Annotated in this window: 23 protein-coding genes; 10 read left to right on the top strand and 13 right to left on the bottom strand. The window is 70.1% G+C overall.

The genetic code is table 11. The features are described from left to right. Positions 1-18: 18 nt before the first annotated feature. Entirely contained in the window at positions 19-1,497 is a 1,479-nt protein-coding gene (locus tag ACTWQO_RS00500) for an FGGY-family carbohydrate kinase (protein ID WP_443235148.1), read from the bottom strand. A gap of 191 nt (positions 1,498-1,688) precedes the next feature. On the opposite strand from ACTWQO_RS00500, the gene ACTWQO_RS00495 reads away from it, so the two are divergent. The 4 genes from ACTWQO_RS00495 to ACTWQO_RS00480 all read left to right on the top strand — a co-directional run bounded on the left by ACTWQO_RS00495 (position 1,689) and on the right by ACTWQO_RS00480 (position 6,018). Then, positions 1,689-2,780 (top strand): glycoside hydrolase family 172 protein, encoded by a 1,092-nt coding sequence (locus tag ACTWQO_RS00495; protein ID WP_443235147.1) that lies wholly within the window; start codon positions 1,689-1,691, stop codon positions 2,778-2,780. A 76-nt stretch (positions 2,781-2,856) separates the two neighbouring features. Beyond that, the gene (locus ACTWQO_RS00490; protein ID WP_443235146.1) at positions 2,857-4,224 is read left to right on the top strand and encodes an ABC transporter substrate-binding protein; all 1,368 of its coding nucleotides are present in this window, start codon (positions 2,857-2,859) and stop codon (positions 4,222-4,224) included. Continuing rightward, positions 4,221-5,183, top strand: a complete 963-nt coding sequence (locus ACTWQO_RS00485; RefSeq protein ID WP_443235145.1) for a carbohydrate ABC transporter permease — start codon at positions 4,221-4,223, stop codon at positions 5,181-5,183. Before ACTWQO_RS00490 ends, ACTWQO_RS00485 begins: the two co-directional genes overlap by 4 nt. Continuing rightward, positions 5,173-6,018, top strand: a complete 846-nt coding sequence (locus ACTWQO_RS00480; RefSeq protein ID WP_443235144.1) for a carbohydrate ABC transporter permease — start codon at positions 5,173-5,175, stop codon at positions 6,016-6,018. Before ACTWQO_RS00485 ends, ACTWQO_RS00480 begins: the two co-directional genes overlap by 11 nt. A gap of 23 nt (positions 6,019-6,041) precedes the next feature. Here the strand turns inward: ACTWQO_RS00480 and ACTWQO_RS00475 are convergent, their stop codons facing one another. Continuing rightward, on the bottom strand, positions 6,042-7,058 hold the full coding sequence (locus ACTWQO_RS00475; RefSeq protein ID WP_443235143.1) for a LacI family DNA-binding transcriptional regulator: 1,017 nt from the start codon (positions 7,056-7,058) through the stop codon (positions 6,042-6,044). 175 nt (positions 7,059-7,233) lie between these two features. Between ACTWQO_RS00475 and ACTWQO_RS00470 the strand changes: the two genes are divergently transcribed. Continuing rightward, positions 7,234-7,527 (top strand): hypothetical protein, encoded by a 294-nt coding sequence (locus ACTWQO_RS00470; protein WP_443235142.1) that lies wholly within the window; start codon positions 7,234-7,236, stop codon positions 7,525-7,527. Positions 7,528-7,539: 12 nt separating this feature from the next. On the opposite strand, the gene ACTWQO_RS00465 is transcribed toward ACTWQO_RS00470, so the two are convergent. Continuing rightward, complete coding sequence (locus ACTWQO_RS00465) at positions 7,540-8,517, bottom strand: alpha/beta hydrolase (RefSeq protein WP_443235141.1); 978 nt, start codon at positions 8,515-8,517, stop codon at positions 7,540-7,542. Positions 8,518-8,563: 46 nt separating this feature from the next. Next, positions 8,564-8,881, bottom strand: coding sequence for a putative quinol monooxygenase (locus ACTWQO_RS00460; protein WP_443235140.1), 318 nt, complete (start codon positions 8,879-8,881; stop codon positions 8,564-8,566). A gap of 144 nt (positions 8,882-9,025) precedes the next feature. Here ACTWQO_RS00460 and ACTWQO_RS00455 point away from each other — a divergent pair, with 144 nt between their 5' ends. The 4 genes from ACTWQO_RS00455 to ACTWQO_RS00440 all read left to right on the top strand — a co-directional run bounded on the left by ACTWQO_RS00455 (position 9,026) and on the right by ACTWQO_RS00440 (position 13,688). Beyond that, a complete protein-coding gene (locus ACTWQO_RS00455; protein WP_443235139.1) occupies positions 9,026-9,931 on the top strand; it encodes an AraC family transcriptional regulator in 906 nt (301 codons plus the stop codon). Positions 9,932-10,087: 156 nt separating this feature from the next. Beyond that, on the top strand, positions 10,088-10,837 hold the full coding sequence (locus ACTWQO_RS00450; protein ID WP_443235138.1) for an SDR family oxidoreductase: 750 nt from the start codon (positions 10,088-10,090) through the stop codon (positions 10,835-10,837). A 182-nt stretch (positions 10,838-11,019) separates the two neighbouring features. Next, the gene (locus tag ACTWQO_RS00445; RefSeq protein WP_443235137.1) at positions 11,020-12,093 is read left to right on the top strand and encodes a hypothetical protein; all 1,074 of its coding nucleotides are present in this window, start codon (positions 11,020-11,022) and stop codon (positions 12,091-12,093) included. Further along, positions 12,090-13,688, top strand: a complete 1,599-nt coding sequence (locus tag ACTWQO_RS00440) for an amino acid ABC transporter substrate-binding protein (protein WP_443235136.1) — start codon at positions 12,090-12,092, stop codon at positions 13,686-13,688. The genes ACTWQO_RS00445 and ACTWQO_RS00440 overlap by 4 nt, the downstream gene beginning before the upstream one ends. 55 nt (positions 13,689-13,743) lie before the next feature. On the opposite strand, the gene ACTWQO_RS00435 is transcribed toward ACTWQO_RS00440, so the two are convergent. After that, positions 13,744-14,466: an alpha/beta hydrolase gene (locus tag ACTWQO_RS00435; RefSeq protein WP_443235135.1), complete on the bottom strand. Its 723-nt coding sequence runs from the start codon at positions 14,464-14,466 to the stop codon at positions 13,744-13,746. Positions 14,467-14,643: 177 nt separating this feature from the next. Beyond that, positions 14,644-15,147: a pyridoxamine 5'-phosphate oxidase family protein gene (locus tag ACTWQO_RS00430; RefSeq protein WP_443235134.1), complete on the bottom strand. Its 504-nt coding sequence runs from the start codon at positions 15,145-15,147 to the stop codon at positions 14,644-14,646. Positions 15,148-15,294: 147 nt separating this feature from the next. Between ACTWQO_RS00430 and ACTWQO_RS00425 the strand changes: the two genes are divergently transcribed. Further along, positions 15,295-15,981: a phosphatase PAP2 family protein gene (locus tag ACTWQO_RS00425; RefSeq protein ID WP_443235133.1), complete on the top strand. Its 687-nt coding sequence runs from the start codon at positions 15,295-15,297 to the stop codon at positions 15,979-15,981. Positions 15,982-15,993: 12 nt separating this feature from the next. Here ACTWQO_RS00425 and ACTWQO_RS00420 read toward each other — a convergent pair whose 3' ends face one another. The 7 genes from ACTWQO_RS00420 to ACTWQO_RS00390 are packed head-to-tail and all read right to left on the bottom strand — an operon-like array spanning position 15,994 to position 23,648. Beyond that, on the bottom strand, positions 15,994-17,319 hold the full coding sequence (locus ACTWQO_RS00420) for a glutamate-1-semialdehyde 2,1-aminomutase (protein WP_443235132.1): 1,326 nt from the start codon (positions 17,317-17,319) through the stop codon (positions 15,994-15,996). A gap of 7 nt (positions 17,320-17,326) precedes the next feature. After that, entirely contained in the window at positions 17,327-17,878 is a 552-nt protein-coding gene (rfbC, locus tag ACTWQO_RS00415) for a dTDP-4-dehydrorhamnose 3,5-epimerase (RefSeq protein ID WP_443235131.1), read from the bottom strand. Next, positions 17,875-19,107 carry a polysaccharide pyruvyl transferase family protein gene (locus tag ACTWQO_RS00410; RefSeq protein WP_443235130.1) on the bottom strand — a complete coding sequence of 411 codons (1,233 nt, stop codon included), beginning with the start codon at positions 19,105-19,107 and terminating at the stop codon, positions 17,875-17,877. The genes rfbC and ACTWQO_RS00410 overlap by 4 nt, the downstream gene beginning before the upstream one ends. Then, the gene (locus ACTWQO_RS00405; protein WP_443235129.1) at positions 19,104-20,051 is read right to left on the bottom strand and encodes a glycosyltransferase family 2 protein; all 948 of its coding nucleotides are present in this window, start codon (positions 20,049-20,051) and stop codon (positions 19,104-19,106) included. The genes ACTWQO_RS00410 and ACTWQO_RS00405 overlap by 4 nt, the downstream gene beginning before the upstream one ends. Beyond that, positions 20,048-21,346, bottom strand: a complete 1,299-nt coding sequence (locus ACTWQO_RS00400; RefSeq protein ID WP_443235128.1) for a hypothetical protein — start codon at positions 21,344-21,346, stop codon at positions 20,048-20,050. Before ACTWQO_RS00400 ends, ACTWQO_RS00405 begins: the two co-directional genes overlap by 4 nt. 5 nt (positions 21,347-21,351) lie before the next feature. Continuing rightward, positions 21,352-22,635: a DUF4910 domain-containing protein gene (locus ACTWQO_RS00395; RefSeq protein WP_443235127.1), complete on the bottom strand. Its 1,284-nt coding sequence runs from the start codon at positions 22,633-22,635 to the stop codon at positions 21,352-21,354. Then, a complete protein-coding gene (locus ACTWQO_RS00390; RefSeq protein ID WP_443235126.1) occupies positions 22,623-23,648 on the bottom strand; it encodes an NAD-dependent epimerase/dehydratase family protein in 1,026 nt (341 codons plus the stop codon). The genes ACTWQO_RS00395 and ACTWQO_RS00390 overlap by 13 nt, the downstream gene beginning before the upstream one ends. Between the last annotated feature and the right edge of the window lies 1 nt (position 23,649).

Raw genomic sequence — 23,649 nt, 5'->3', positions numbered from 1 at the left:
CGCGCCCCCAGCGGAGCGCTACCGCTCCTGAAGCGCCGCCAGGGCATGGACAGTTGACGAAGTCTCCGAGTACAGCCGTCGGTACAGGGCATACAACTCGTCGTACCGCCGGGTGTGTTCGGTGCGAGGTCGCACCGTCTCCCGCACCGGATTCCATACGTCGATGGAGGCGTCCCCGACGAGCTGCGCCGCCAGCAGCGCACCGCCGTAACTCGCGCCGATCGTGGTCGTGCGCAGCTCCTGCGGGCGCCCGGTGATGTCGGAGACGATCTGTGTCCACAAGGACCCTTGAGTGCCGCCGCCCACGGCGACGACACGCCGGATGTCGCCTCCGGCCTCCTCGATGACCTCGACGTTGTGGCGGACACCGAAGCCGGTGGCCTCGAGGGCGGCCCGGTAGAGGTCGCCGCGGGTGTGGGAGAGCGTCAGCCCGGCGATCACTCCGCGGGCGTCCGGGTCCATGACCGGGGTGCGCTCGCCGGAGAAGTACGGGAGCATCAGCAGCCCGTTGGCACCTGGGCCCGACCCGGCGGCGAGGCGGGTGAGTTCGGCGTGGTCCGCGCCTGAGAAGAGGTCGCGCAGCCAGTTGGTGACGGCGCCGGACGTGGCCATGCCGCCGGCCAGGTTGCGGGTGCCGGGCAGCGCACCGACCGTGCCCCACAGGGACGGGCTGGTGAGCGGCTTGGGCACGGTGTGGATGAGGAACATGGTGGTGCCGTACATCAGCATCAGATCACCGGTGTGCTGCGCACCCACGCTCAGGGCCTCGGCCCAGGCGTCGATGGTGCCGGTGATGACGGGGATACCGACGGGCAGACCCGTTTCCCGGGCGGCTTCGGCGGTGACGGTACCGGCCGTCTCACCGGACCAGCGCAGCGGCGGCAGGTCGATACCGGGGGCGACCTCGGCGGCCCAGGGGGCGTACCACTCGCCCGCGAGCGTGTCGTACAGCGGGGTGCACTGGCTGGCCGAGTGGTGGTCCAGCACATAGTTCCCGGTGAGTTTCCTGACCAGCCAGGAGCTCGGCATGTACAGGCGGCGGGCGCGGGCGTAGAGGTCGGGCTCCTCGTCCGCGATCGAGGCGATCTTCGGCCCGGCGGCCTGGGTGGTCAGGGCGGAGCCTGATCGCCGGATGATCTCCTCGGCGCCGAGCCGCTCCTCGATGCGCCGGATCTGGCGGACCGAGCGGGTGTCCACTCCGTAGAGGACGGCGGGGCGCAGCGGGACGTCCCGCTCGTCGGTCAGCAGGACGCAGGGGCCCATGCCGCTGACCCCGACGGCGAGCACGGTGGCGTCGCCTTCGGCGGTCAACTCCCCAGCGAGTTCGGTGAACTCGCGCCACCACACGGAGGCGTCCATTTCGAAGCGGCCGGGTCCCGGACGTGCGGGGGTGTGTTCCCGTACGGCCGAGCGGATCACGGCGCCGTCGAGGCCGACGAGGACGCCCTTGCTGCTCGACGTGCCGATGTCCACGCCGATGGCTGCGTTGCGAGGCATGACGAGCACGCTGACAGAAATCGATTTCACCGTCAAGAGTGAGCGCACAAGTGGGCGTTTTACTGGGTAAGTTCCCTATCTGACGAGCGCTGATTCGTCTCGAAAGCGGCTTCACGTCTCACCCCTTGACACCCTATGAGGCCCGGCCTACCTTCCGGTGAAATGGATTTCAGAGATGAAGGCACATCACGATGACGACCTTTGGACTCGACGGCATCTCCCGCAGGACACGTGCCGTGAGCCGTTCCATCAGCGCCGAGAACTTCAACGGAGCCAAGTCCGGCGGCGGCCGGGCCACCGAGGGCACCGGAGCGGTGGCGGCGAGCAGGCTGGGGCCGGGCTGGAAGATCTCCCCCAGCATCGACATCGCCGCCGGCGAGACGGCGTTGCTCGCCGACATCGAGGGCCCGGGCACCATCCGTCACCTGTGGTGCACGACCGACCCGCACCAGGCCTGGCGGGGCACCCTCCTGCGGATGTACTGGGAGGGCGAGGAGGAGCCGGCCGTAGAGGTCCCGCTCGGTGACTTCTACTGCAACGGCTGGAACACCTTCAGCCAGGTCTCGTCCGTGCCGGTCGCCGTGAACCCCAACGGCGGCTTCAACGCGTACTGGCCGATGCCGTTCCGTCGCAGGGCGCGCATCACGCTGGAGAACCTGACGGCCGAGAAGGTCACGCTCTACTACCAGGTGGACTACGAGCTGGACGAGGTCGGCGAGGACGCCTCGTACTTCCACGCGCAGTGGCGCCGCAGCCACCCGGTGCCGTTCGGCGAGGTGCACACGCTGCTTGACGGCGTCAGGGGCGCCGGCAGCTATGTGGGCACGTACCTCGCGTGGGGCGTCAACAGCCCGGGCTGGTGGGGTGAGGGCGAGCTGAAGTTCTACCTCGACGGCGACGACGAGTTCCCGACGATCTGCGGCACCGGCACCGAGGACTACTTCGGGGGCGCCTGGAACTTCGACGTGCCCGGCCAGGGCTACACCGCCTACACCACGCCGTATCTGGGCCTGAACCAGATCCTGCGCCCGGACGGGCTGTACCGCAGCCAGCAGCGGTTCGGGATGTACCGCTGGCACGTCCTGGACCCCATCCGCTTCGCCGGGGACCTGCGCGTCACGGTGCAGAGCCTCGGCATCGGACCGGGCCAGGGCAACGGCCTGCCGCACCGCTACCGGCACACCGGCGACGACATCGCCAGCACCTCGCTCTTCTACCTGGACGCCCCCAGCTCCGCGTCCCGCCCCGCCACTCCGGACCTGCTGACGCTCGAAGTCGACTGAGCGCCGGACTCCCACCAGCCCCACCTCACACCCCGAACACTCCGAACACTCCGAACACTCCGACAGGAGCGCACGCATGCTCCAGCACGGCAATGACGCCGGGCGCCCGCCCACCACCTCACGCCGACGTTTCCTCACCGCGCTCACCGGCGCGGGAGCGGCCCTCGCCGCTCCGGCCCTGCTCACCGGCTGCGGCACGGCCCAGGCGAAGGGGGGCAACCTCCAGTTCTGGAACTTCTACGGACCGCAGCGCTCGCCCGACCCGGCCCTCAACGCGCAGTCCAAGTGGTTCGTCGACATGGTCGGCCAGTGGAACGCCACCCACCGGCAGCAGATCGACCTCATCCACCTGCCGCAGCCCACCTACCTCAACGGCTTCAAGCTGCCGTCCGCCTTCGCCACCGGCGAGGGCCCGGACATCTTCCTGCTCTCCCCCGGCGACTTCCTGCGCTACTACAACGGAGGCGTCCTCGCGGACCTCACCCCGTACATGGAAAAGGCGGCCATCGACGACTACGGCTCCGCCCTCGACAGCCGCACGGTCGACGGCAAGGTCTACGCCCTCCCCATGGAGGTGGAGCCGCTGGCCATGTTCTACGCCCAGGACGTGTGGGAGAAGGCCGGGCTGTCCGAGGCCGACATCCCCACCACCTGGGACCAGATGCTCGACATCGGCGACAAGCTGCGCAGTACGACCCGGGCCGGCCTCGTCTTCGAGACCAACCCGGGCTACTACCAGAACTTCACCTGGTACCCGTGGATGTGGCAGGGCGGCGGCGACGTCCTGGACGAGCGGGGCGAGGTCTCCTTCGACTCCCAGGCCACCCGCCAGGCCCTGCGGTTCTGGCAGGACGCGGTACGGCACGGCATCGCGCCGCGCACACTGCCCGCCGCCGGAGATGTGATCAGCGGGTTCAAGGGCGGCAACGTCGCCATGTGGCAGCAGGGCATCTGGAACGTCTCCAGCTTCAAGGCGTTCGCACCGGAGTACCAGTACGGCGTCTTCAAACTGCCGGTGCCGGCGGGCGGCGAGTACGTCACCACGCTGGGCGGCTGGTCCTTCTGCGCCAACGCGCAGGGCCGCAACCCCGAGGCGGCGGCCGAGTTCTGCGTCTGGGCGCTGGGGTCCATGAAGGACGACGCCATCAACCGGATGGTCGACTGGTGCGTCGGCGCCAAGTCGGACGTGGCACCCCGCGCCAGCGCCCTGGAGCGCGGCGCCGCCAAGGGCGGCTACGACTCCGCGGCGATGAAGAAGTTCAAGGACGAGATCTTCCCCGGGGGCCGGGCCGAGCCGCGTTATCCCCCGGTCGTCTACAAGGCGATCTCCGACGCCATCCAGGGCACCATGCTCGCCGGCCGCGACGTGGCCGCCGAGGCGGAGCGAGCTGCCCGGTCCATCGCGGCCTACACCAAGAGCTACCAGGGGGCGAGCCTGATATGAGCAGCGTCGCCGCACAACAACGCCGCCGGACCGTGGCCCCGGCACAGGCTCCCGCCTCCGCCGACGGTCCACGGCTGAGCCGCAAACACCGCGAGTGGCTGGCCGCGGGCCTCTTCCTCGCCCCCGATGTGCTCGGGCTGCTGGTCTTCGTCGCCGTCCCGATGGTGCTGTCCATCGGCCTGAGCTTCTTCCAGGTCAGCGGCTTCGGATCGTACGAATGGATCGGGCTCGGCAACTACGAGCGGATGATGAACGACCCCCTGTTCTGGGACTCGATGAAGATCACCGGCCTGTACGTGGTGATCCTCGTCCCCGTCCTGTTCTGCGTGAGCCTCGGCCTCGGCCTGCTGGTCAAGCAGAAGCTCCCCGGTGTCGGCGTCTTCCGCACGGCGCTCTTCCTGCCGTACGTCATCAGCCTCGTGGTGGTCGGCGTGCTGTGGAAGTTCTTGCTCGACGAGCAGACCGGCGTGGTCAACCGGGCCATGCGCGCGGCCGGTTTCGGCGGCGAGTCCTGGCTCGGCAGCCCGTCCCTGGCCCTCGGCTGTGTCATCGCGGTCATGGTCTGGGTGATGATGGGCTACTACATGATCATTTTCCTGGCCGGACTGCAGGAGATCCCCCGGGAGTTCTACGAGGCCGCGCGCATCGACGGCGCGGGCCCGTGGACCACCTTCCGCACCATCACCTGGCCGCTGCTGCGCCCCACCAGCTTCTTCGTCCTGCTGATGTCGACGGTCGCCGCCATCACCGGCGGTCTCGACCTGATCTTCGTCCTCACCAACGGCGGTCCCGCCAACGGCACTTCGCTGGCGATCTTCTACATCTACCAACAGGCCTTCGGATTCGGGGAGTACGGCTATGCGTCGGCCATGGGCTCGTTCCTGGTGCTGATCATGGTCCTGATCTCCGCGGTGATCTTCAAGCTCACGAGAGGCGGGAGGTTCGACGATGGCGAGTGACACCATGGCGCCCCGGTCCGGCCGACGGCTGCTGTCCCCACGCGCCGGGCTGACGGCCCTGGCCGTCGTCCTGTCGCTGATCAGCATCTTCCCCGTGCTGTGGATGCTCACGTCCTCCTTCAAGACGCGCGCCACCGTCACGGACGGGAATCTGATCCCCCGGGACTTCACCTTCGACAACTTCGTCTACGTCTTCACCGAGGTCCCGTTCGCCCGCTACCTCTGGAACAGCTTCTTCGTCTCCGCGGTGATCACCGTGGCGGCCCTCTTCTTCCACTCGATGGCCGCCTACGCACTGGCCCGGCTGCGCTTCCCGGGCCGTGAAAAGCTCTTCGGCGCGATCTTCGCGACCCTGCTGGTCACCGCGCCGGTGGTGCTGATCCCGCTGTTCCTGGTCGCCCGCGAGCTGAACCTGCTGAACAGCTATGCCGGCCTGATCATCCCGGCGATCTTCAACGCCTTCGGCATCTTCCTGCTGCGCCAGTTCTATCTGGGGCTGCCGAAGGAACTGGAGGAGGCGGCGGTCATCGACGGCTGCGGCCACTGGCGGGTCTACTGGAACATCGTCCTGCCGATGTCGCGGCCGATCCTCTCGGCGCTGGCGATCTTCTTCTTCCTCGCCAACTGGAACGCCTTCGTCTGGCCGCTGGTCGCCACCAACGACCAGGCTCTGACGGTGGTCCAGCTCGGCATCGCCTCGTTCCAGACGCAGTACGGGTCGAACTGGAACTACATCCTGGCGGCGTCGACCGTGGCGGCGCTGCCCATGCTGCTCCTGTTCTTCGCCTTCCAGCGGCAGATCGTGGAGTCGGTCAAGACCTCCGGCATCAAGTAACCGACGACGAACAGCGGGGCCGGTCAGTCCTCGACCGGCCCCGCGGTGCTCTCCCGGACCTGGAGCTTCGTGCGCAGTACCACGGTCTGCAACGGCGCCTGGCCGCCGTCCATGCGCTGCAGCAGCATGTCGGCCGCGGCGCGTCCCAGCTCGTACGAGGGGAGCTCGACCGCGGTCAGGGACGGCCGCACCAGCGACGCCCAGGGGACATCGCCGAAGGAGAGCACTCCGATGCCGGGCGGAGTGCGGCCGACCTCGCCGAGGGCGTCGAGGACACCGATGGTCATGAGGTTGTTGGTGACGAACACGGCGTCGGGCGGCTGGTCCATCGCCAGCAGCTCGCGCATCGCCTCCCGGCCGCCGTCGACCCGGAAGTCGGCGTGCCGCACATAGTCGTTGTCGACCACGGCACCCGGGGCCGCGTGCAACGCCGCGCGGTAGCCGGCCAGACGTTCCTCCGACGTGGAGGCACCCGCGGGGCCGGTGATGCAGGCGATCCTGCGGTAGCCGGACCGCAGCAGATGACGGGTGGCCACCTCACCGCCGTGCTGGTCATCGACCCGGACCGCGTCCACGTCGGCGTCGCGCGGCCGGCGGTCGACGGCGACCACGGGGACGCCCCGGGTGATCAGCGGCTCCAGATCCGTCTCGTCCTGGGAGGCCACCGCCACGATCACGCCGGCCATCTGCTCTCCGAGCGCGACCTCGAGATAGCGACGTTCCTTGTCGGTGTCCTCGTCGGAGTTGCACAGGACGACCGACAGGCTCGTGCGCTGGGCGGCGTCCTCGACGCCGCGGGCGAGCGAGGTGAAGAACGGGTTCTCGATGTCAGGGATGATCAGGGCGATCACACTGGACCGCTGTTTGCGCAGTGACCGCGCCAGCCGGTTGGGCGCGAACCCGAGCGCCGCGGCGGCCTGTTGCACGGACAGGGCACGTGCCGGTGTGACGTTGCCGCCGTTGAAGACACGCGAGACGGTCGCCGGGGAAACTCCGGCGGCCCGTGCCACGTCATGGATCGTCACCACCTGTGTCCGCATCCTTTCACCGTGAGTAGTGCTCACCCTACCTGCCGATGAAAAGGATTTCATCCCTGTTCGGAACGAGCTGTCCGCAGGCCAATGGCGGGCCGTGTGTCCCGGCGCGTCACGGGTACCCGAAGTGCCGTTGGGGCCCTTTCGGGCTCCGTTCGGGCTCCTTTAGGAGATGACTCGGATGCTGTTCATCGGACTGCTCCTCCTCGCGGGCGCCGCCGCGTTCACCGGGCTCGCAATCGGCGACAATCTGTCCGGCGGCCCTGAGTACACCGTGTCCGTCCTCGGCAACGACATCGCGACCATGAACACCCTGGCCGTCTTCTGCTCCGGCCTCGCGCTGGCGCTGATCTTCTGCCTGGGTCTGGCGATGGCGATACGCGCGACAGCACACCGACGCGCCAGGAGCCCCCGCGCCCACCGACCCCGGTTCACCGGACCGGACACCGCTGCCGGACCGCACCCTCAGCACTGACGAGGGGCCGCATCAGCCGACGTCCCCGCTCTCGCGAGGCAGGCTCAAGAGCCGGGCGAGCCAGTCGGTGCGGGTGCGGCGGGCGGTGGCCGAGAGCTGTGCCTGCGGGAACAGCGCGTCGAAGCCGTGGCAGCCGCCCGCCCAGACGTGCAGTTCGGCCTGGCCACCGGCCGCCCAGATGCGGGTCGCGTAGTCGGTGTCCTCGTCGCGGAAGACCTCGGCGGAGCCGGTGTCGATATAGGTGGTCGGCAGGCCCGAGAGGTCGGCCAGCGCGGGTGAGACGTATGCCGGTATCTCCTCGTCGGTGAGGTCGCCGAGGACGGCGCGCCATCCGAACGCGTTCATCTCGCCGGTCCAGACACCGGGAACGCCGGAGTACTGGCGGCTGGAGGTGGTGGCGTTGCGGTGGTCGAGCATGGGGCAGATCAGCATCTGCGCGGCGATCGCCGGGGTGCCGAGATCGCGGGCCAGCAGCGTGACGCCGGCGGCGAGCCCGCCGCCCGCGCTGGCGCCCGCGACGACGATCCGGGCGGCGTCGATGCCCAGTTCGTCGGCGTGCTCGGCGATCCAGAGCAGGCCCTGATAGCAGTCGTCGACCAGGGTGGTGCCGGTGGCCTCCGGTGCGAGCCGGTAGTCGACGGTGACCACGACCGCGCCGAACTGGTCGAGCCACTCCAGTGGGATGTCGATCTGCGAGAAGCGGTCGCCCATGACCATCCCGCCGCCGTGGATCCAGTAGACGCAAGGTGCGGGGGTGGTGCGCTCGGTCCGCACGGGGCTGAGGACCGACAGACCGATCTGGGCGCCGTCCTTGGCGGACACGGTGATCTCGCGCCGCTCGACCTGCCGGTGTGCGAGGAGGGACTCGACGGGCGTCGAGGGGAGCTGACGCAGTTGAGCGAGGACTTCCGGGTTGAGCTGGGACATCAGGGGCATGTCGGCCAGGAGTTCACGGAGTTCGGGGTCAAGGGCGGGGCGTACCGGGGTCATGGTCGTTGCCTTTCGGGGTGGGTGGTGTCGGACGCTCGGGCGAACTTCAGAAAGCGGCCTTGCCACGGACCGGGACGTAGTCGGTGTACTCGGATTCCTTGGCCAGCAGCCCGTCGATCTGCGCCACGATGGCCTGGGCGGCCTCGCCGGCGAAGATCCGGTGGTGGTCCTCCTCACTGGTCCAGCCCTCGGTGACGTGGACGACGTCGGGGTCGGACGCGGAACGCGAGACCAGGTAGACGACACAGTGCTCGCTCGCGCCGGGACTGCCCTCGTTCAGGCCGGTCAGCAGCAGGTCGACCAGTCGGTCGCCCATTCCGGGCCTGGCGGTCAGGGTGGCGTTGAAGCCATAAGTGGCGATCATGGAAGCCTTCTTCTCGGTGAGGGAGTGAGGTGATTCCATTGAAAGCCTCTGACCTGCGAAAATGTTAGAACGATGCTCGCTGGCGCTTGCATGATCCTCGCAACCGCGGGAGACCGGACGCACGAATGGTGCTGCAATGGAGGCATGCGTCTCGAAGAGCTCCGCACTCTGCTGGCCCGGCATGCCCGCCCCGACTGGACCACCGCCATCGACGGCGTCCTCATCTCGAAGGTCGACCGGCCGGATCCGCCGGCGCCCTCCATGTCCGGCACGGTGCTCGCGGTCATCGCCCAGGGCGCCAAACGCCTTGCGCTGGGCGACCGGGTCTACGAATACGGGGCCGGGCAGTATCTGGTGGCGTCCGTCGACCTGCCCGTCACGGGGCAGTTCACCCAGGTCGAACCCGAACGACCGGCCCTCGGCTTCGGTCTGACACTGGAGCCGTCCGCCGTGGCCGAACTGCTGCTGCGGGCCGGTCCCGGCGACATCCCCCGCGCCGACGGAGGCGTGCCCTCAGGGATCGCCGTCAGCGACGCGTCAGCCGCGCTGCTCGACGCGGTGGTCCGGCTGCTGCGCCTGCTCGACGAACCCCGCGACCGCGCCGTGCTCGCCCCGCTGGTCAAGCGCGAGATCCTGTGGCGCCTGATCACCAGCGAGCAGGGGGCGACGGTTCGTCAGCTGGGCCTGCCCGACAGCGGCCTCAGCCATGTCTCCCGGGCCGTGCGCTGGATCCGCGAGCACTACGCGCAGCCCTTCCGGGTCGAGGACGTGGCACGCATGTCCGGCATGAGCGTCTCCGCCTTCTACCGCAACTTCCAGGCGGTCACCGCGATGAGCCCCATCCAGTTCCAGAAGCAGATCCGGCTGCAGGAGGCCCGGCTGCTGCTCGCCACCCACCCGGGCGATGTCACCGGCGTCGGCCGGCGCGTCGGCTATGACAACCCCTCACAGTTCAGCCGGGAGTACCGCCGCCAGTTCGGGGCGCCCCCGAGCCAGGACGCGACCCGCCTGCGCGACACCGTACGCAGCCCCCTGAGCACCCTTCCCTGAGCAGACTCGGCGACGGAAGAGGATCGTGCAAGGCAGAGCGAGGATAGGTCTACTGTTCACGCAGGTCAGAGCGATTCAATGGGATCACCGATTCTCCAGCGGAGCAGGAAAGTGCCTGTCACTCCGCGGATCCCATCACATCGCAAGGGACACAGCATGAAGACCGTTCTGATCACTGGCACGTCGTCCGGATACGGGCGGGAGACCGCCCTTCACTTCCACTCGCAAGGGTGGAACGTCATCGCCACGATGCGCACCCCGCGTCCGGGCGTCCTCCCCGAGTCGGACCGGCTCCGCATCGTCGAACTCGACGTGACCGAGCCCGAATCCATCACCGCCGCGTTCGAGGCAGCGGGCCCCGTCGACGCCCTGGTCAACAACGCGGGCGTCCCCTCGATCAGTGTGTTCGAGGGCACCCCCATGGCGCGTGTACGGGAGGTCTTCGAGACCAACACCTTCGGTGTGATGGCGACAACGCAGGCGGTACTGCCCCAGTTCCGGGAGCGCGGTTCCGGCGTGGTGGTCAACGTGACCTCCAGCGTGGTGCTGGGACACATGCCGCTCTCGGCCGTCTACAAGGCGAGCAAGATGGCCATCGAGGGGTTCACCGCATCCCTCGCGCTCGAGCTCGCGCCGTTCGGTGTGCAGGCGAAGACGGTCGAGCCGGGCGCCTGCCTGACAACGAACTTCGCAGCCAACGCGACGAACGGCGCCTCGCTGGACGAACTGGTCCCGGCGCCCTACGCGGCGTTCGCGAAGAAGGCCATGGACGGCTTCATGAGCCAGGACGTCTTCACCAAGGAGAGCGACGTCGCCGAGACGGTCTGGCGAGCCGTGCACGACACGACCGGCCAGCTCAGCTTCCCGGCCGGCCCCGACGCGGTCTGGCTCGCCCAGGCGAAATGACCGACCCGAGGGTGCATGTGGGCACCTCGCGTACGCACTTGAGCAGGCCGTCGATCAATAACGCTCAAGTCACCCGTTTCTCCACGGTCAGGGCCCCATGGGCTTCTAGAGTGCTCCGCGATTCGGCGCCGTGCCGGGCAACAACAGCGGCGCCATGACGTGGAAGGCAACGGGGAGCGCATATGTGGGAACAGGTGGACGCGGAGGTGGCGCGGCTCGCCGTCAGGGACCGCCTGCGCTGGAGCAAGGCACGGTTCGGGCGGCGGGCCGGGGCGCTGGTCCTGCAGATCGAGGGTGACGACGGAAGCTGGCTGAACCGGTGCCTCGACCTCTGTCAGGGCGCCCTGCCGGTCGGCGTGGCCCGCGCCGCCACCGACGGCATGGACGACGAGCAGCAGGTCGTGGCGCTGCTCCGGGCCATGACGGACGGGTGCGGATTCGAGGGGCGGCCGCCGTTCGCGCTGCCCGTCGTGTTCCCCCGGTTCGCCGCGGCCCGGACGGCCCTCTACGGCTGGCGCCCCACAGACGGGCAGTCCCCGCAAGAGCAACTCAGCGACCTCGTACGCACGGTGAAGGACGCCATCGCCCGGGCGAGGGCGCTCACGAAGCCGACGGCACACGCTCGCATGGACGAGTTCGTCCACAGTCCCTACGTAGGAGGCCTGTTCAACGGACTGGTCGGAGCCGGGCTGGACCTGGTCCATGTCGTGCGCTTCCCCCATCGCCGTACGATGCGCTGGTTCCGCCGCACCGTACGGCTCCGGAACGCGTGGACCGACGCCGGGGTCTGCCACGCCCTGCTCGAGGCGTGGCGGGAGTGGACCCCGGAGCAGAAGCAGGACCTGCTCGTCGAGGCACTGCTGGCGGACATCGCGGCGCACTACGGGTTCTGGAGGCGCCTGAACCGGGTCAGGCGTCCGGTGTTCTTCGTCCCCGACGTCGACACGCATCCGGCTCGAAGGGCTGTGCGGGACAGACTGCTCGCGGCGTTCGACGGTGGGTCCCGGAATCTCCGCGCGTATCCCGTGGTGATCACGACGGCTCAGCCCGGCGCGGCCACACCGGCAGACGGTGCGTGCCCCGCCGTGCGGCCGGACCGTCTGGCGCGGGAGATTCCGGCTCGGTTCCAGGAGCGCAAGCGGGTCGGGGAGTGGCGCATCCACGGCAGCAACGAGCCGCTGCCGAGCCGAGTCGTTCAGGTCGACCTGCGATCGGTGCCCGAACAACGCCCCGTCGTTTCGGGAAGCAGGCCATGAAACCGCACCTGTCCCCCGGCCCCGTGACGCTCGGTGCAGGGGTGCTGGCCGTGCTCTTCGCCGTCGTAGTCGCCATCAATATGTTCGGCGGCGAGCCCGACGCCCCACCCGCTTGTGGCAAGCACCTCCACCTGCGCGGGAGCGACTGCTTGGGAGTGTCCGACGGCACCGATGTGTTCATGCCCCAAGTCCCCGGTATGCGCCAGGTCTTCGAGCTCATCGCCGAGCAGAACAAGGCCGTCGCGGACAGGAAGCACGCGACGGTCGCCCTGCTGGTCCCCCTGCAGTCGGACAACCCGGCTGTGCAGCGCCAGATACTCAGCGAAGTGCAGGGCGCCCATCTCGCCCAGGCCCGGGCGAACGGCGCGGACGCCGCGAAGCCACCGATCCGTCTCGTGCTCGCCAATCCCGGCCTCGACTACCGGCACTGGAGGGTCACGGTCGACGAACTCGTGGAGCGGGAACCCGACTTGAGGGTCGTCGCCGGGTTCAATCTCAGCCTGCGGGACACCTACGAGGCCATGCAGCACGTGACCAGGACGCTGAAGATCCCGGCTGTGGCGAGCCTGGTGACCGCGAGCGACTTCGCCAACCCGGAGGACAGTACCGACGTACCGTTCCCCGGTCTCGCCCGGGCGATCCCCACCAGCGAGAAGCAGGCCGAGGCACTGCTCCGTTTCGACCCCGGGCTCGCCGGCGCCGAGACCGCACTGGTCGCCGACCTCCGGCCGCACGACAGCTACAACGAAGCCCTTCGGAAAGCCTTCACCAGAGCCCGGGACCAGGGCGACGAGGGCACCGGGGTCCAGGACATGATCTTCCACTCGCCCGGCATGGAGGAACCGGGGCTCACCCCCAACGAGTTCGAGGACTTCGCAGTCAACATCTGCCAGTCGAACGCCCGCGTCGTCTACTTCGCCGGCCGGGCCTTCCACCTCGAAATCTTCATCAAGAAACTCGCCGGCGCCTACTGCCGGGAGAAGCGGTCCTACACCGTGATCACCGGCTCCAGCGCCACGACACTGGACCAGCGCCTGGACACGGCGGAGCGTGCGCTGCTGAACGGCGATCCCGGAGCGGGCAAGCCGTCGGTCTCGGTGCTGTACACGGCGCCCGCACACCCCGACGCCTGGACCTTCGAGATCGCGAAGTGGACCCGGGAGGCGGAGGGGAAGGACGCACAACCGCCGCGCCACCTCACCGAGCCCCAGGACGCCATGAACGCCCTGCGTCAGGACATCGCTGACCAGGCCGGAGCCATCGGCCCGGTCAGCCTCGACGACGGCCGGACGATCATGACGCATGACGTCGTCCTGCTCGCGTCGAAGGAACTGGCCCGCGCGGCGAACACCAGCGGGGCGGAACTGCCCTCCACCGACCGGATCAGGAAGGACCTCGGCAAGCTCAACTCCGAGCTGCGCGTGGTGGGCGCCGGCGGCTGGACCTGCCTCACGAACGCGGGCAACCCCTACGACAAGGCCGTCCCCCTGGTCCGCCTCGACCCCGCCGCGCGTCAGCTGACGCTCGTGGGCGTGGCCTGGCCGGAGGGCCACCCGCCACACGACGACTGCGTCGTGCCCGCCAATCCCCAGTGAGCCGCCGTCCCCGCCGACACCGCCTACCGTCTGCTGCCCGCCAGGCGGCGCGGCCTCACTTCAGGTGGCGGTCGTAGAACCGGCCTCCGTCCTCCAGCTCGAACCACGGGGTGCCGGTGTGCCCGCCCAGATTGGCGTGCAGCGTCTTCTCCTTGCTGCCGAAGGCGTCGAAGAGGTCCAGGGCCCGTTGCCGGGGGTTCCCTTCGTCGTCCCACTGCAGCAGGATCAGCAGCGGAATGGTGACCTGCCGGGCCTCCTCGCGCTGGGCACGGGGCACGAAACCCCCGGCGAAGAAACCGGCGGCCGCGATGCGCGGCTCGACGACCGCGAGGCGGATGCCGAGGGCGGTCCACCCCGAGTAGCCGACCGGGCCGGCGATCTCGGGCAGCGCAAGGAGGGCGTCCAGGGTGGTCCGCCATTCCGGAACCGCCTTTTCGACCAGGGGGCCGACGAGGGACTCGAAGATCTCGTCGACCGGCTCGCCGGCCTGCATCGCCCGCCGGAGGTCGGTGCGGAGTTGCTCGTCGGCGGCGGAACGGGGCCGGTCACCGCACCCGGCGGCGTCGATGGTGGCCACCGCGTAGCCGTACGCCGCGGTGAGCCGGGCCCGGGCCACCAGGCGGGAATCCCGCTTGGGCAGGCCGTTGTTGTGGGCCATCAGGATCAGCGGGGCCGATGCGGTGGATTCCGGCGTCCACAGGGTGCCGGGGATCTCGCCGAGGGTGAATTCGCGTTCGAGGACGCCGCCGTCGAGACGTTGTTCGGAAGTGAATCGCATGGTCGTGCCTTTCGGGAGTGCGCTGGAACGGCGCTCCCGGACGACCTGCCTATCGCCCGACCGTGACCCCGGAGGGGAGCACCCATGTCGATACTGCGTTCACGGGTACCACCTCCTCGTTCGCTCGCACGGCCTCCGGAAAGCTAGCAGTGGTCGCCGTGGTCCACCAACAGGGTTTCAGGACAGGGATCCCTGACGTTCCGCACGCTGCCGGACGAGTTCCTCGACGGCGCTGGGCAAGGTCGTCTCGAAGTCGATCAGCTTCGCCCACGTCGGTGTCATCACGATGCGGACCATGCCGTCGTAGAGCGAGCGGACCTCGGCCTCCCACTCGACCCGTTGCTCGGCCGTCATCTCGTAGGAGCCGTTCATCTCGAGGTACTCCTCGGGGATGCCGTCGACGTCGTCGAGTTCAACGGTGCCGCGGACGAGCAGGATCTTGGGCGGGTGCACCTCGGTGTCGATGGTGATGGCGACGGCCGGGTTGTGACGGAGCGAAGCCAGCTTCGGAGCGTTCTTCGACGTGCACATCACGACCTCCTTGCCGTTCCAGGTGAAGGCGATCGGGATGTTCCGCGGTGTCCCGTCCTTGGCCACGTAGGCCAGGCGGCAGAGGTCACGAGCCAGCAGCTCCTGGCTCAGCGGGCGATTGAGGACCTCGGTGACCTGGTCGTTCGTCATGGTGCGCCTCCTAGGGTCATGCGACCACGGTGGTCGCTTCTGCCCCTGGGACGGAGTCGTCACGCCGTTCTCGACATCCTTGGTAGGTTTGTGGTCGCTGGAGGGTGGGTCGGACTCGATGGGGGCTCGGTTGGACGCGGTGGGCGTGTGACCGGTCGACCGGCGCCGGCGGTGCTGCCCCCGTCGTTGCGCGCGTGGCTCGGGATGATCGCGGCGCTCGCCGTGCTGGTGGTCGTGGTGGTCGGGGGTTTGTACGCCGGTCACGGCGAGCCCGGCAGGGTGGACAGGTGGATCATCCAGCCGACGGCGGACAGTGTGCGGCCGCCGTGGCGGCACGTCGCTCTGGCCACGGACTTCCTGGCGGAGCCCGCCGGAGCGGCGATGCTGGTCGTGGCCGCCGTGACGGGCTGTCTGCTGCTTCGGCGTCCTCGCGCGGCGGTACTCGTCGTGGTCGGCACCGGCCTGACCGTGGGGACGACGACGCTGCTCAAGCACCTGGTGGGACGCACCATCCACGGCCCCGGCAACCTGTCCTACCCGAGCGGGCACACCGCCTTCCTCACCGCTCTCGCCCTCGTGCTCGCGCTGGTCGCGACCGGTCGGCTCGGCCTCGGCAGAACGGCCGGGGCGTCACTCGTGCTCGGCGCGGCGCTGGTGGCCGGCGCCGCCATGGGCTGGGCGCAGGTCGCTCTGGGCGCGCACTACCCGACCGACGTCCTCGGCGGCTGGTGCACCGCGCTGGCGGTGATACCGGGGACCGCGTGGCTGGTCGACCGCATCGCCGACCGGCAGGCCGACCGGATGGCCGACGCCGGTCGGCAGGCGCGTCGCTGACGGCACGTCACGTCACGCCAAGCGGCGGAACACGGGCTTCACCGGCCGCCCGCCCAGCCAGGGAGAAGGGTCGGCGGCGTCAAGTGCCTTCCGGTACACGGCACATGCCTGGGCCACCACCTCCACGGTGCGGTCGATGTCGGCGTCGCTGAGCGCGCTGCTCACCACGAACGACGGGGCCAGTACGCCGCCCGCGAGGAGCTGGCGCAGGAACAGCGTCCGGTACTGCTGTGACGGCTGCCGGTTCTCGCCGAGGGTGGCGAAGACCAGGTTGCTGGCCCGGCCACGGACGACGACATGATCGCCGACGCCCATGCTCGCCGCGACCTCCCGGACACCGGCGGCCAACCGCTCGCCGAGGGCGTGCAGTTGTGCGGTGATGCCCTCCTCGACGTAGGTGCTCTGCACGGCCATCGCGGCTGCCAGGGAGTGTGTTTCCGCGCCGTGTGTGGTGGACAGCAGGAACACCCGGTCGCCGGGATGCCGCAGCCCGCCCCGCTCCATCAGCTCGCGGCGCCCGGCCAGCGCGGAGACGGCGAAGCCGTTGCCCAGCGCCTTACCGAACGTGGAGAGGTCGGGGACGACGCCGTACAGGCCCTGGGCGCCCGCCTCGGACCAGCGGAGGCCGGTGATCATCTCGTCGAAGATCAGTACGCAGCCGTGCCGGTCGGCCAGCTCGCGCAGCCCGGCGAGGTAGCCGGGCGGCGGCTCGGTGTGGCCGGCGGGTTCGAGGATCAGGCAGGCGACCTCGTCCTGGTACCGGGTGAGCAGCTCCTCCGTGGCGGCCAGGTCCCCGTACGGGAACGCCACGGTGAGCTCGGTGGTCGCCGCCGGAATTCCGGCGGACATCGGCGTGGTGCCGATGAACCAGTCGTCGACGGAGAAGAACGGATGGTCGCCGCAGATGGCCACCCGTGGGCGTCCGGTGACGGCGCGGGCGAGGCGTACCGCGGCGGTGGTGACGTCGGAGCCGTTCTTCGCGAACTTCACCATCTCGGCGGTCGGCACCGTGGCCAGGAAGCGTTCCGCGGCCTCGACCTCCAGGATGGACGGCCGGACGAAGTTGCTGCCGCGGTCGAGCTCCCGCCGCACGGCCTCGATCACGCGTGGGTGGGCGTGGCCGAGGCTGACCGACCGCAGGCCGGAGCCGTACTCGATGTAGCGGTTGCCGTCGATGTCCCACACATGGGCACCATGGCCGTGGCTGATGACCGGGGCCAGGTGCTCGGGGTACTGGTCGTCGCCCTTGGCGTAGGTGTGCGCGCCTCCGGGGATCATGGCGTGCAGCCGTTCGTTCGCCTGCCGCGACCGGGGCAGCTGGAACTCTTCAGTCTCCACGTCGGCCTCAACTCTCCCTGTGCTTGAGGACGTCGGCGAGGCTCGGCGCCTCCCGGTCCCGCTGAGACATCGAAGTGGCCGGCAGCGGCCAGGGAATGGCGAGCTCCGGGTCGTCGAAGGTGATGGTCACGTCCTCGGCCGGATCGTGCGGGCGGTCGATCCGGTACGAGGTGTCGGCGGTCTCGGTGAGCGCCTGGAAGCCGTGCGCGCACCCCGCCGGGATGTACAGGGTCACCTGCGTCTCGTCGGACAGCTCGAAGAAGGCCCGGCCCAGGTACGTCGGCGAGTCCGCCCGGAGGTCCACGACGACGTCGAAGATCCTCCCGTACGAGCACCGCACCAGCTTGGCCTCGCCGGCGCCGGAGCGCAGGTGCAGGCCGCGCAGCACGCCCCGGGCCGAGCGGGACAGGCTGTCCTGGACGAAGGCGTTCGGATCGAGGCCCACCGAGCGGACCACGTCGGCGTCGAAGGTGCGGCAGAAGAAGCCGCGTTCGTCGGCGTACGGCGTGGGCTCGAAGAGGTACGCGCCGGCGATCTCCGGGACTTCGGTGGCTTTCATCGTGTCTCCCGATGAGCGTGGGCGTGATCGGTCGCCGGGAACAGGGCCGCGGTCAAGGCGGTGAACTGGTCCTCGACGCGCCGGGCGGCGTCCTGGTTCCGCTCGGGGAGGGTCCGCCGCAGCTCCGCCGATCGCTGCTCCAGCTCCCGGAACTGCTCAAGCAACCGGTCGGCGTCGACCTCGCGAGCGGAGTGGCAGTACGCGCCCAGTCCCATCAGGGCCATGAGATCGTCGCTCTTCTCGGAATAGCTGAGTGCGAGCGTCGGTGTGCCGACCTTCAGCGCGCAGATGAGGTTGTGGTACCGGGTCGCCACCACGGTGTCGGCAGCCGCCACCTCCTTCATCAGGTCGGCAAGCGAGGCCGCCTCGGCAACGGTGACCAGCGGCGAGTCCACCGCGTCGAGAACCGCGGCGGCCACCGGCCGGTCGAGCTCGTCCCCGGTGAGCAGCCGGACCGGCCTGCCGTCCTCGACCAGCGCACGGACGAAGCGGACCGTCCCGTCGAGGTAGCGCCGGTGGATCTCCTCGGCCCGGGCGCGCTCGTCGTTGCTGCCGTGCCAGGCCATGACGCCGACGCAGACCGGGCCCGGCTGGTCCGACGGCTCGCCCGACGGCGGCGTGGGCAGCGAGAAGGCGAGGTCCGGATAGACCTCGTCGCCCGCGGTGTCCACGCCCATCGCCCGTATCGCGTCGCGGGAGTAGGTGCCCCGGAACGACCGGTACGCGGCCAGCCGCGCCGACCAGCGCACCAGGGTCCGGGTCGCCCGGTGGCCGATCTCGGAGGCGCCGACGCTGACCAGCGCGACCCGGGAGCGCAGCAGCCGGCCGCTCGCGCAGAGCAGGAACAGCGAGTACGGGAAGCCCCACGGCCGCAGCGGCAGCGTGGTCTCCAGGACGCCGGTGCCCGGCACGATCACCACGTCATGGCGGCGTACCCAGGCGGCGGTGCGGGCGGCGTCGATGAGTTTGCCCAGGCCCTTCGCCGCGATGGCGGCGGGGCTCGACGCGGTACGGTACTCGCCGCGGTTCCAGTTCAGCCGCGCGGCGGGGATCCCGTACCGGGCGGTGACGATCTCGGGGCCGCCGCACAGCGCGTCGACCTCCGCGTCCGGGTGCTCGGCGCGCAGGTAGCCGAGGACGGCTTCGAGCGACGCGTCGTTGCCGGAGTTGCCGGCGCCGAACAGGCCGAACAGCCCGACGCGCACCTGAGTCTTGTTCGTGGAGGTCATGCCTGCCTCCCCTCGCGGCCGGCGACGATCGCGTCGACGGAGACCGTGAGTCGGCCCGGGTCGACCGGGGCACGGTCCTCGACCCGCTCGCCCGCACCCGGCCGGGCCCGGCTGGCCATCCACGAGGCCAGGTGGCGGTAGCACGCGCGCCGGTCGGCCGGGGACAACGGCGCCCGCCGGATCGCCGACACGAAGCCCCAGACGTACTCGGCGAGCAGCCGGGGCGTCGGGTGCAGCGGGCCTGCCCGGCGCGGGTCCAGGTTGACGCACCGGGAGCGCTTGGACGGGTTCGCCCGCTCGGCGCGCGTGGGGTGGTCGCGGCGGAAGTACAGCAGTTCCGGCACCTGGTGGAAGGGCCCGTGCAGGGTGATCTCGGCGACGTACGTGCGGTCCGCGTGGTGGTAGCTGTCCATCGGTTTCACCCGGCGCAGCATGTCGGTCCGCATCACGCCGTAGAAGTCGTCGCCGCCCGGCTCGAACAGCAGGCTACGGAAGCGCTCCGGGGCGTGCGGGGAGTCGGTGGCGAGCCCGTAGTCGTAGGGCACCTTCACCTGGCCGTCGCCGTCGATGACTGCCTGGCCGGTGTGCGCGAGGATCACGTCAGGCCGCTCGTCGAGCGCCTCCACGCAGCGCCGGAGCAGGTCGCGGCCGTAGAGGTCGTCGTGCGAGGCCCACTTGAACAGCTCGCCGCGGGACTCGGCGAGCACATGGTTGTGGTTCGGCGTGGCGCCGATGTTCCGGGGCAGCCGGAGGTACCGGATGCGCGAGTCCTGTTCGGCGTACTTGCGGCAAATGTTCTCGGTCCCGTCGGTCGAGGCGTTGTCGGAGATGACCAGCTCGAAGTCCTCGTAGGTCTGGCCGAGCAGGGCGTCGAGCGACTCGGCCAGGTACTCCTCGCCGTTGTAGACGGGAAGGCCGATGCTCAATCGGGGATGGGCGGTCATGGCGTCCTCACTTCGGGAATGGTGTCGTGCCGGCGTTCGCGCACGGCGGACCGCAGCTGCAGCCACCACACGGCCGAGGCGCCGAGGTTCGCGGCGGCGACGCCCCAGGCCGAGCCGACAGTGCCGGCCACGGCGGCCCCGCCGACCCCACCGCCGACATAGCAAGCGGAGGCGAACAGTTGGCAGCGCAGGCTGCGCCGAGCCGCGGCGAGCGCGCGCAGCCCGTTCGCCGCGCCGACGCCGAGGCCGGCGCCCGCGACGCCGAGCGAGATAGGCACAATGAGCTCGGAGGATGGGTACCAGACGCTGCCGAGCACGTGCTCGCCGAGACGGTCCGGCACCAGCAGCAGGGCGGCGCCCCAGAGCAGCGCGGCGGCGGCCAGCCCGCCGCCGAGCTGGAGGCAGAACCTGGCCAGCCGGTGCGGGGCCTGCCGAAGCACCCGTGCCGCCTCCGGGACGGTGACCAGCGAGAGACCCATCAGCACGGCGAGGAACGGGCCCATCAGGAGCTCTGCGCCCCGGACCACGCCCACCGCGCTGACCGCGACGACCAAGCCGAGCCCGTACGCCCGCAGCAGGCTCGCGCCGCTGACGCCGACGTTCTCGACCAGGTATCGGTAGCCGAGGTCGCGCTGCTCGTGAAGCCAAGCGCGCGCTCCGGTCGGCCGGGGCAGGACGCCGGACTGGAGGCAGCCGTACCCCGCGGCCAACGCGGCGGACCCGCCCCAGGCGAGCACGAAACCGGTCACGCTGCCCACGCGGGCCGCCGCCACCAGGGCCGGGATGAGCGCGACGCCCCACACGAGGTCGTTGACGAACGCCTTCCGCCCGGCGCCGGCGGCGAAGAACGAGAACCGCCAGGCGTCCTGCAGCAGTAGCGCCGGCAGCACCACGCCGAGGCCGGCCAACGCGCCGCCCATACTGCCGCCGAGACCCAGCCCGACCACGACGAACGCCGCGCCGAGGGCGCCTCCGACGCCGAGCGCGGTACCCGTCGACCGGGCCGTCGCCGCGCGCCAGGACGCCTCCGGCACGCCGCTGAAGCGCACCACGAGTGGGTCGGTGGCGAGGCCCCGGGAGACGTTGAGCACTACGCCGTAGGTCACCCAGGCCAGGCTGAACACACCGAACGCGGCCAGCCCGAGCGAGCGGGCCACGTAGATGCCCACCACGAAGTTGCTGATGCTGGAGGCCGCCTGGTCGGCAAGTCCCCAGGACAGCCGGCCGACGAGGGCCCGCCGCGCGGATCCGGCCGGTCTCGTCGTTGCCCTCGGCTTCTCCCCCTCGGTGGTCATCGGCGTCATGCCTTGATCAGCCCGGCGCCGTGCAGGGCGTCGGCCGCGGCGGCGACAGTGTCGAAGGGCAGCCCGGACCGCTCGGCGACGTCGAGCAGGCTGTGCTCGCCGTCGGACAGGTTGAGCACCCAGAGCATCGCCATCTGGGCCTGCTTGGTGTCGCTGCGGCCCCCGAGCGCGTCGTACAACCCCCGCCGGCCCAACTGCGGTTCGCCGTAAGGGCTGAGGTTGACGTACTGCCGGTTGCGGTCGAGCACGGCGAACGCCTCGCGGCAGACGGCGAGCGTGTCGGCCATCGCCTCCGGGGAGACGAAGTCCAGGTTGTCCGCCGACGTGTGGTACTCGGGGTAGCCGGCGTACGGGGTCCGGCTGAGCGAGCCCACGCCGAGGTTGAACCCGGGCGAGCAGAACTGCCGCTCGTCGTAGCCGTACGGCGTGAACTCGGTGACGCGGTGCGGGCGTTCGGAAGCGGCGAGGACGTGCCCCATCACCCGGTCGATCTCCGCGTCGCCGCGTCTGCTCTGCTTGTACGTCAGGTGGCCCGAGTCGCCGGCGCAGGCCAGCACCAGGCCGTGCCTGACCCGTTCCACCCGCTCCGCGTTGCGCGCGAGCCAGGTGATCGCGCCGATGGTGCCGGGCGCGAAGATGAACCGGTACGTGTAGTACGGCGTTTGCCGGGCCAGCGCCCGGGCCAGGAACGTCGCCACCGCGATGCCGGCCAGGTTGTCGTTGGCCAGCGACGGGTGGCAGACGTGGCAGGAGACGATCACCTCGTCGGAGACCTGCCCGGGCACCACGTGCTCGGCGTAGGTGAGGTGTCCGTCGGCGAGGGCGGAGTCGATGCGCACCTCGTACTCACCGTCCGGCATCGCGTCCAGGGTCTCCTGGGCGAGGCAGAACCCCCATTCCGGCTTGTAGTAACTCGTGCGGTACGGCACCCAGTTCGGGTGGTCCGGCAGGGTGTGCAGGTGTTCCCGCAGCTCGGCCAGCGGCATGGTCGCCGACACCGGCACGCTGTAGCCGAGCACGTGCAGGCTGGACGCGGCGAAGTCGACGACCCGCTTGCCGGTGGGGTCGGCGATGTACGCGTCGCGGATGTTCCACTCCTGCGGCACGGTCCAGTCGAGCACCTGCGTGCCGGTCGGCACCTCGTGCCTCTGCAGCGGGATGTACTCCCCGACGATGTCCAAGGTGGCGCGCACACCGTCGCCGGTGATGCTCCGGCACAGCGGGTACATCCGCTCCACCAGCGCGTACATCTCCTCGCCGATCTCGGTCACGGGCGCCACCGCAGGGTGTCGTCGACGGTGCCGGCGTCGGACGCCGCGCGCAGCACGGCGAGGCGGGTGAAGCGTTGCTCGAATGCCTCGCGGGTCAGGCCGAACTTCCGGTAGGCGTCGGCGAGTTCGAGCGCGCCCTGCTTCACCGTCCACTCGCAGTCGAAGCCGGGTATCGCGGCGCGGAACCGGGAGAAGTCCACCCGGTACGACCGTGGATCGGCCCCGTTCTCCCCGGTGATCACCACCTTCACGCCGGACACCGCCTCGGCGACCTGCCCGGCGATCTCCGCGACCGTGACGTTGTTGATCTCGCTGCCGATGTTGAACGCCCGGTCGTGCACCGCTTCGCGCGGCGCCGTCAGCGCGGCCGCGAAGGCCCGGGCGATGTCGGCGGCGTGCACCAGCGGACGCCAGGGGGTGCCGTCGGAGAGCACAAGCACCTCGCCGGACAGGAGCGCGTGGCCCACCAGGTTGTTCAGCACGATGTCGGCACGCAGCCGGGGCGAGAAGCCGAAGGCGGTGGCGTTGCGCATGAACACCGGGGTGAAGTCGCCGTCGGCCAGCGCGTGCAGGTCGTCCTCCACCCGCACCTTGGACTCCGCGTACGGCGTCACCGGGCGCAGCGGGGCGTCCTCGCCCACCAGGCCGTCGCCGCCGGCGGCGCCGTACACCGAGCAGGTCGACGCGTACAGGAAGCGCCGCACTCCGGCGTCGCGGGCCAGCCGGGCGAGCCGTACGGACGCGTGGTGGTTGATGTCGTAGGTGAGCTCCGGCGCCAGCGAACCCAGCGGGTCGTTGGAGAGCGCGGCCAGGTGGATCACGGCGTCCACCCCGGCCACGTGGTCGGCCGTGAGGTCGCGCAGGTCCACCCGGTGCCCCTGCGGGTCGTCGGGCGCCGGGCCGAGGACGCAGTCGGCGAACAGGCCGGCGTCGAGGCCGACGACCTCGTGTCCGGCGGCGGCGAGGACCGGGGCCATGACGGTGCCCAGGTAGCCCTGGTGTCCGGTCAGTAGTACGCGCAAG

Origin of the sequence: Streptomyces sp. 4N124, assembly GCF_052245395.1 — a bacterium.
GTDB lineage: Bacteria > Actinomycetota > Actinomycetes > Streptomycetales > Streptomycetaceae > Streptomyces.
The sequence above is the reverse complement of the archived record's forward strand: the minus strand, read 5'-3'. Positions and strand labels throughout refer to the sequence as shown.

Excerpts from the sequence above, each read along its gene's own strand:
- ACTWQO_RS00485 (WP_443235145.1), top strand. The coding sequence starts at position 4,221 with ATGAGCAGCGTCGCCGCACAACAACGCCGCCGGACCGTGGCCCCGGCA.
- ACTWQO_RS00495 (WP_443235147.1), top strand. The coding sequence starts at position 1,689 with ATGACGACCTTTGGACTCGACGGCATCTCCCGCAGGACACGTGCCGTG.
- ACTWQO_RS00450 (WP_443235138.1), top strand. The coding sequence starts at position 10,088 with ATGAAGACCGTTCTGATCACTGGCACGTCGTCCGGATACGGGCGGGAG.
- ACTWQO_RS00475 (WP_443235143.1), bottom strand. The coding sequence starts at position 7,058 with ATGCGGACACAGGTGGTGACGATCCATGACGTGGCACGGGCCGCCGGA.
- ACTWQO_RS00405 (WP_443235129.1), bottom strand. The coding sequence starts at position 20,051 with ATGACCGCCCATCCCCGATTGAGCATCGGCCTTCCCGTCTACAACGGC.
- rfbC (WP_443235131.1), bottom strand. The coding sequence starts at position 17,878 with ATGAAAGCCACCGAAGTCCCGGAGATCGCCGGCGCGTACCTCTTCGAG.
- ACTWQO_RS00455 (WP_443235139.1), top strand. The coding sequence starts at position 9,026 with ATGCGTCTCGAAGAGCTCCGCACTCTGCTGGCCCGGCATGCCCGCCCC.
- ACTWQO_RS00490 (WP_443235146.1), top strand. The coding sequence starts at position 2,857 with ATGCTCCAGCACGGCAATGACGCCGGGCGCCCGCCCACCACCTCACGC.
- ACTWQO_RS00445 (WP_443235137.1), top strand. The coding sequence starts at position 11,020 with ATGTGGGAACAGGTGGACGCGGAGGTGGCGCGGCTCGCCGTCAGGGAC.
- ACTWQO_RS00465 (WP_443235141.1), bottom strand. The coding sequence starts at position 8,517 with ATGACCCCGGTACGCCCCGCCCTTGACCCCGAACTCCGTGAACTCCTG.
- ACTWQO_RS00480 (WP_443235144.1), top strand. The coding sequence starts at position 5,173 with ATGGCGAGTGACACCATGGCGCCCCGGTCCGGCCGACGGCTGCTGTCC.
- ACTWQO_RS00410 (WP_443235130.1), bottom strand. The coding sequence starts at position 19,107 with ATGACCTCCACGAACAAGACTCAGGTGCGCGTCGGGCTGTTCGGCCTG.
- ACTWQO_RS00435 (WP_443235135.1), bottom strand. The coding sequence starts at position 14,466 with ATGCGATTCACTTCCGAACAACGTCTCGACGGCGGCGTCCTCGAACGC.
- ACTWQO_RS00460 (WP_443235140.1), bottom strand. The coding sequence starts at position 8,881 with ATGATCGCCACTTATGGCTTCAACGCCACCCTGACCGCCAGGCCCGGA.
- ACTWQO_RS00470 (WP_443235142.1), top strand. The coding sequence starts at position 7,234 with ATGCTGTTCATCGGACTGCTCCTCCTCGCGGGCGCCGCCGCGTTCACC.
- ACTWQO_RS00430 (WP_443235134.1), bottom strand. The coding sequence starts at position 15,147 with ATGACGAACGACCAGGTCACCGAGGTCCTCAATCGCCCGCTGAGCCAG.
- ACTWQO_RS00400 (WP_443235128.1), bottom strand. The coding sequence starts at position 21,346 with ATGACCACCGAGGGGGAGAAGCCGAGGGCAACGACGAGACCGGCCGGA.
- ACTWQO_RS00440 (WP_443235136.1), top strand. The coding sequence starts at position 12,090 with ATGAAACCGCACCTGTCCCCCGGCCCCGTGACGCTCGGTGCAGGGGTG.
- ACTWQO_RS00500 (WP_443235148.1), bottom strand. The coding sequence starts at position 1,497 with ATGCCTCGCAACGCAGCCATCGGCGTGGACATCGGCACGTCGAGCAGC.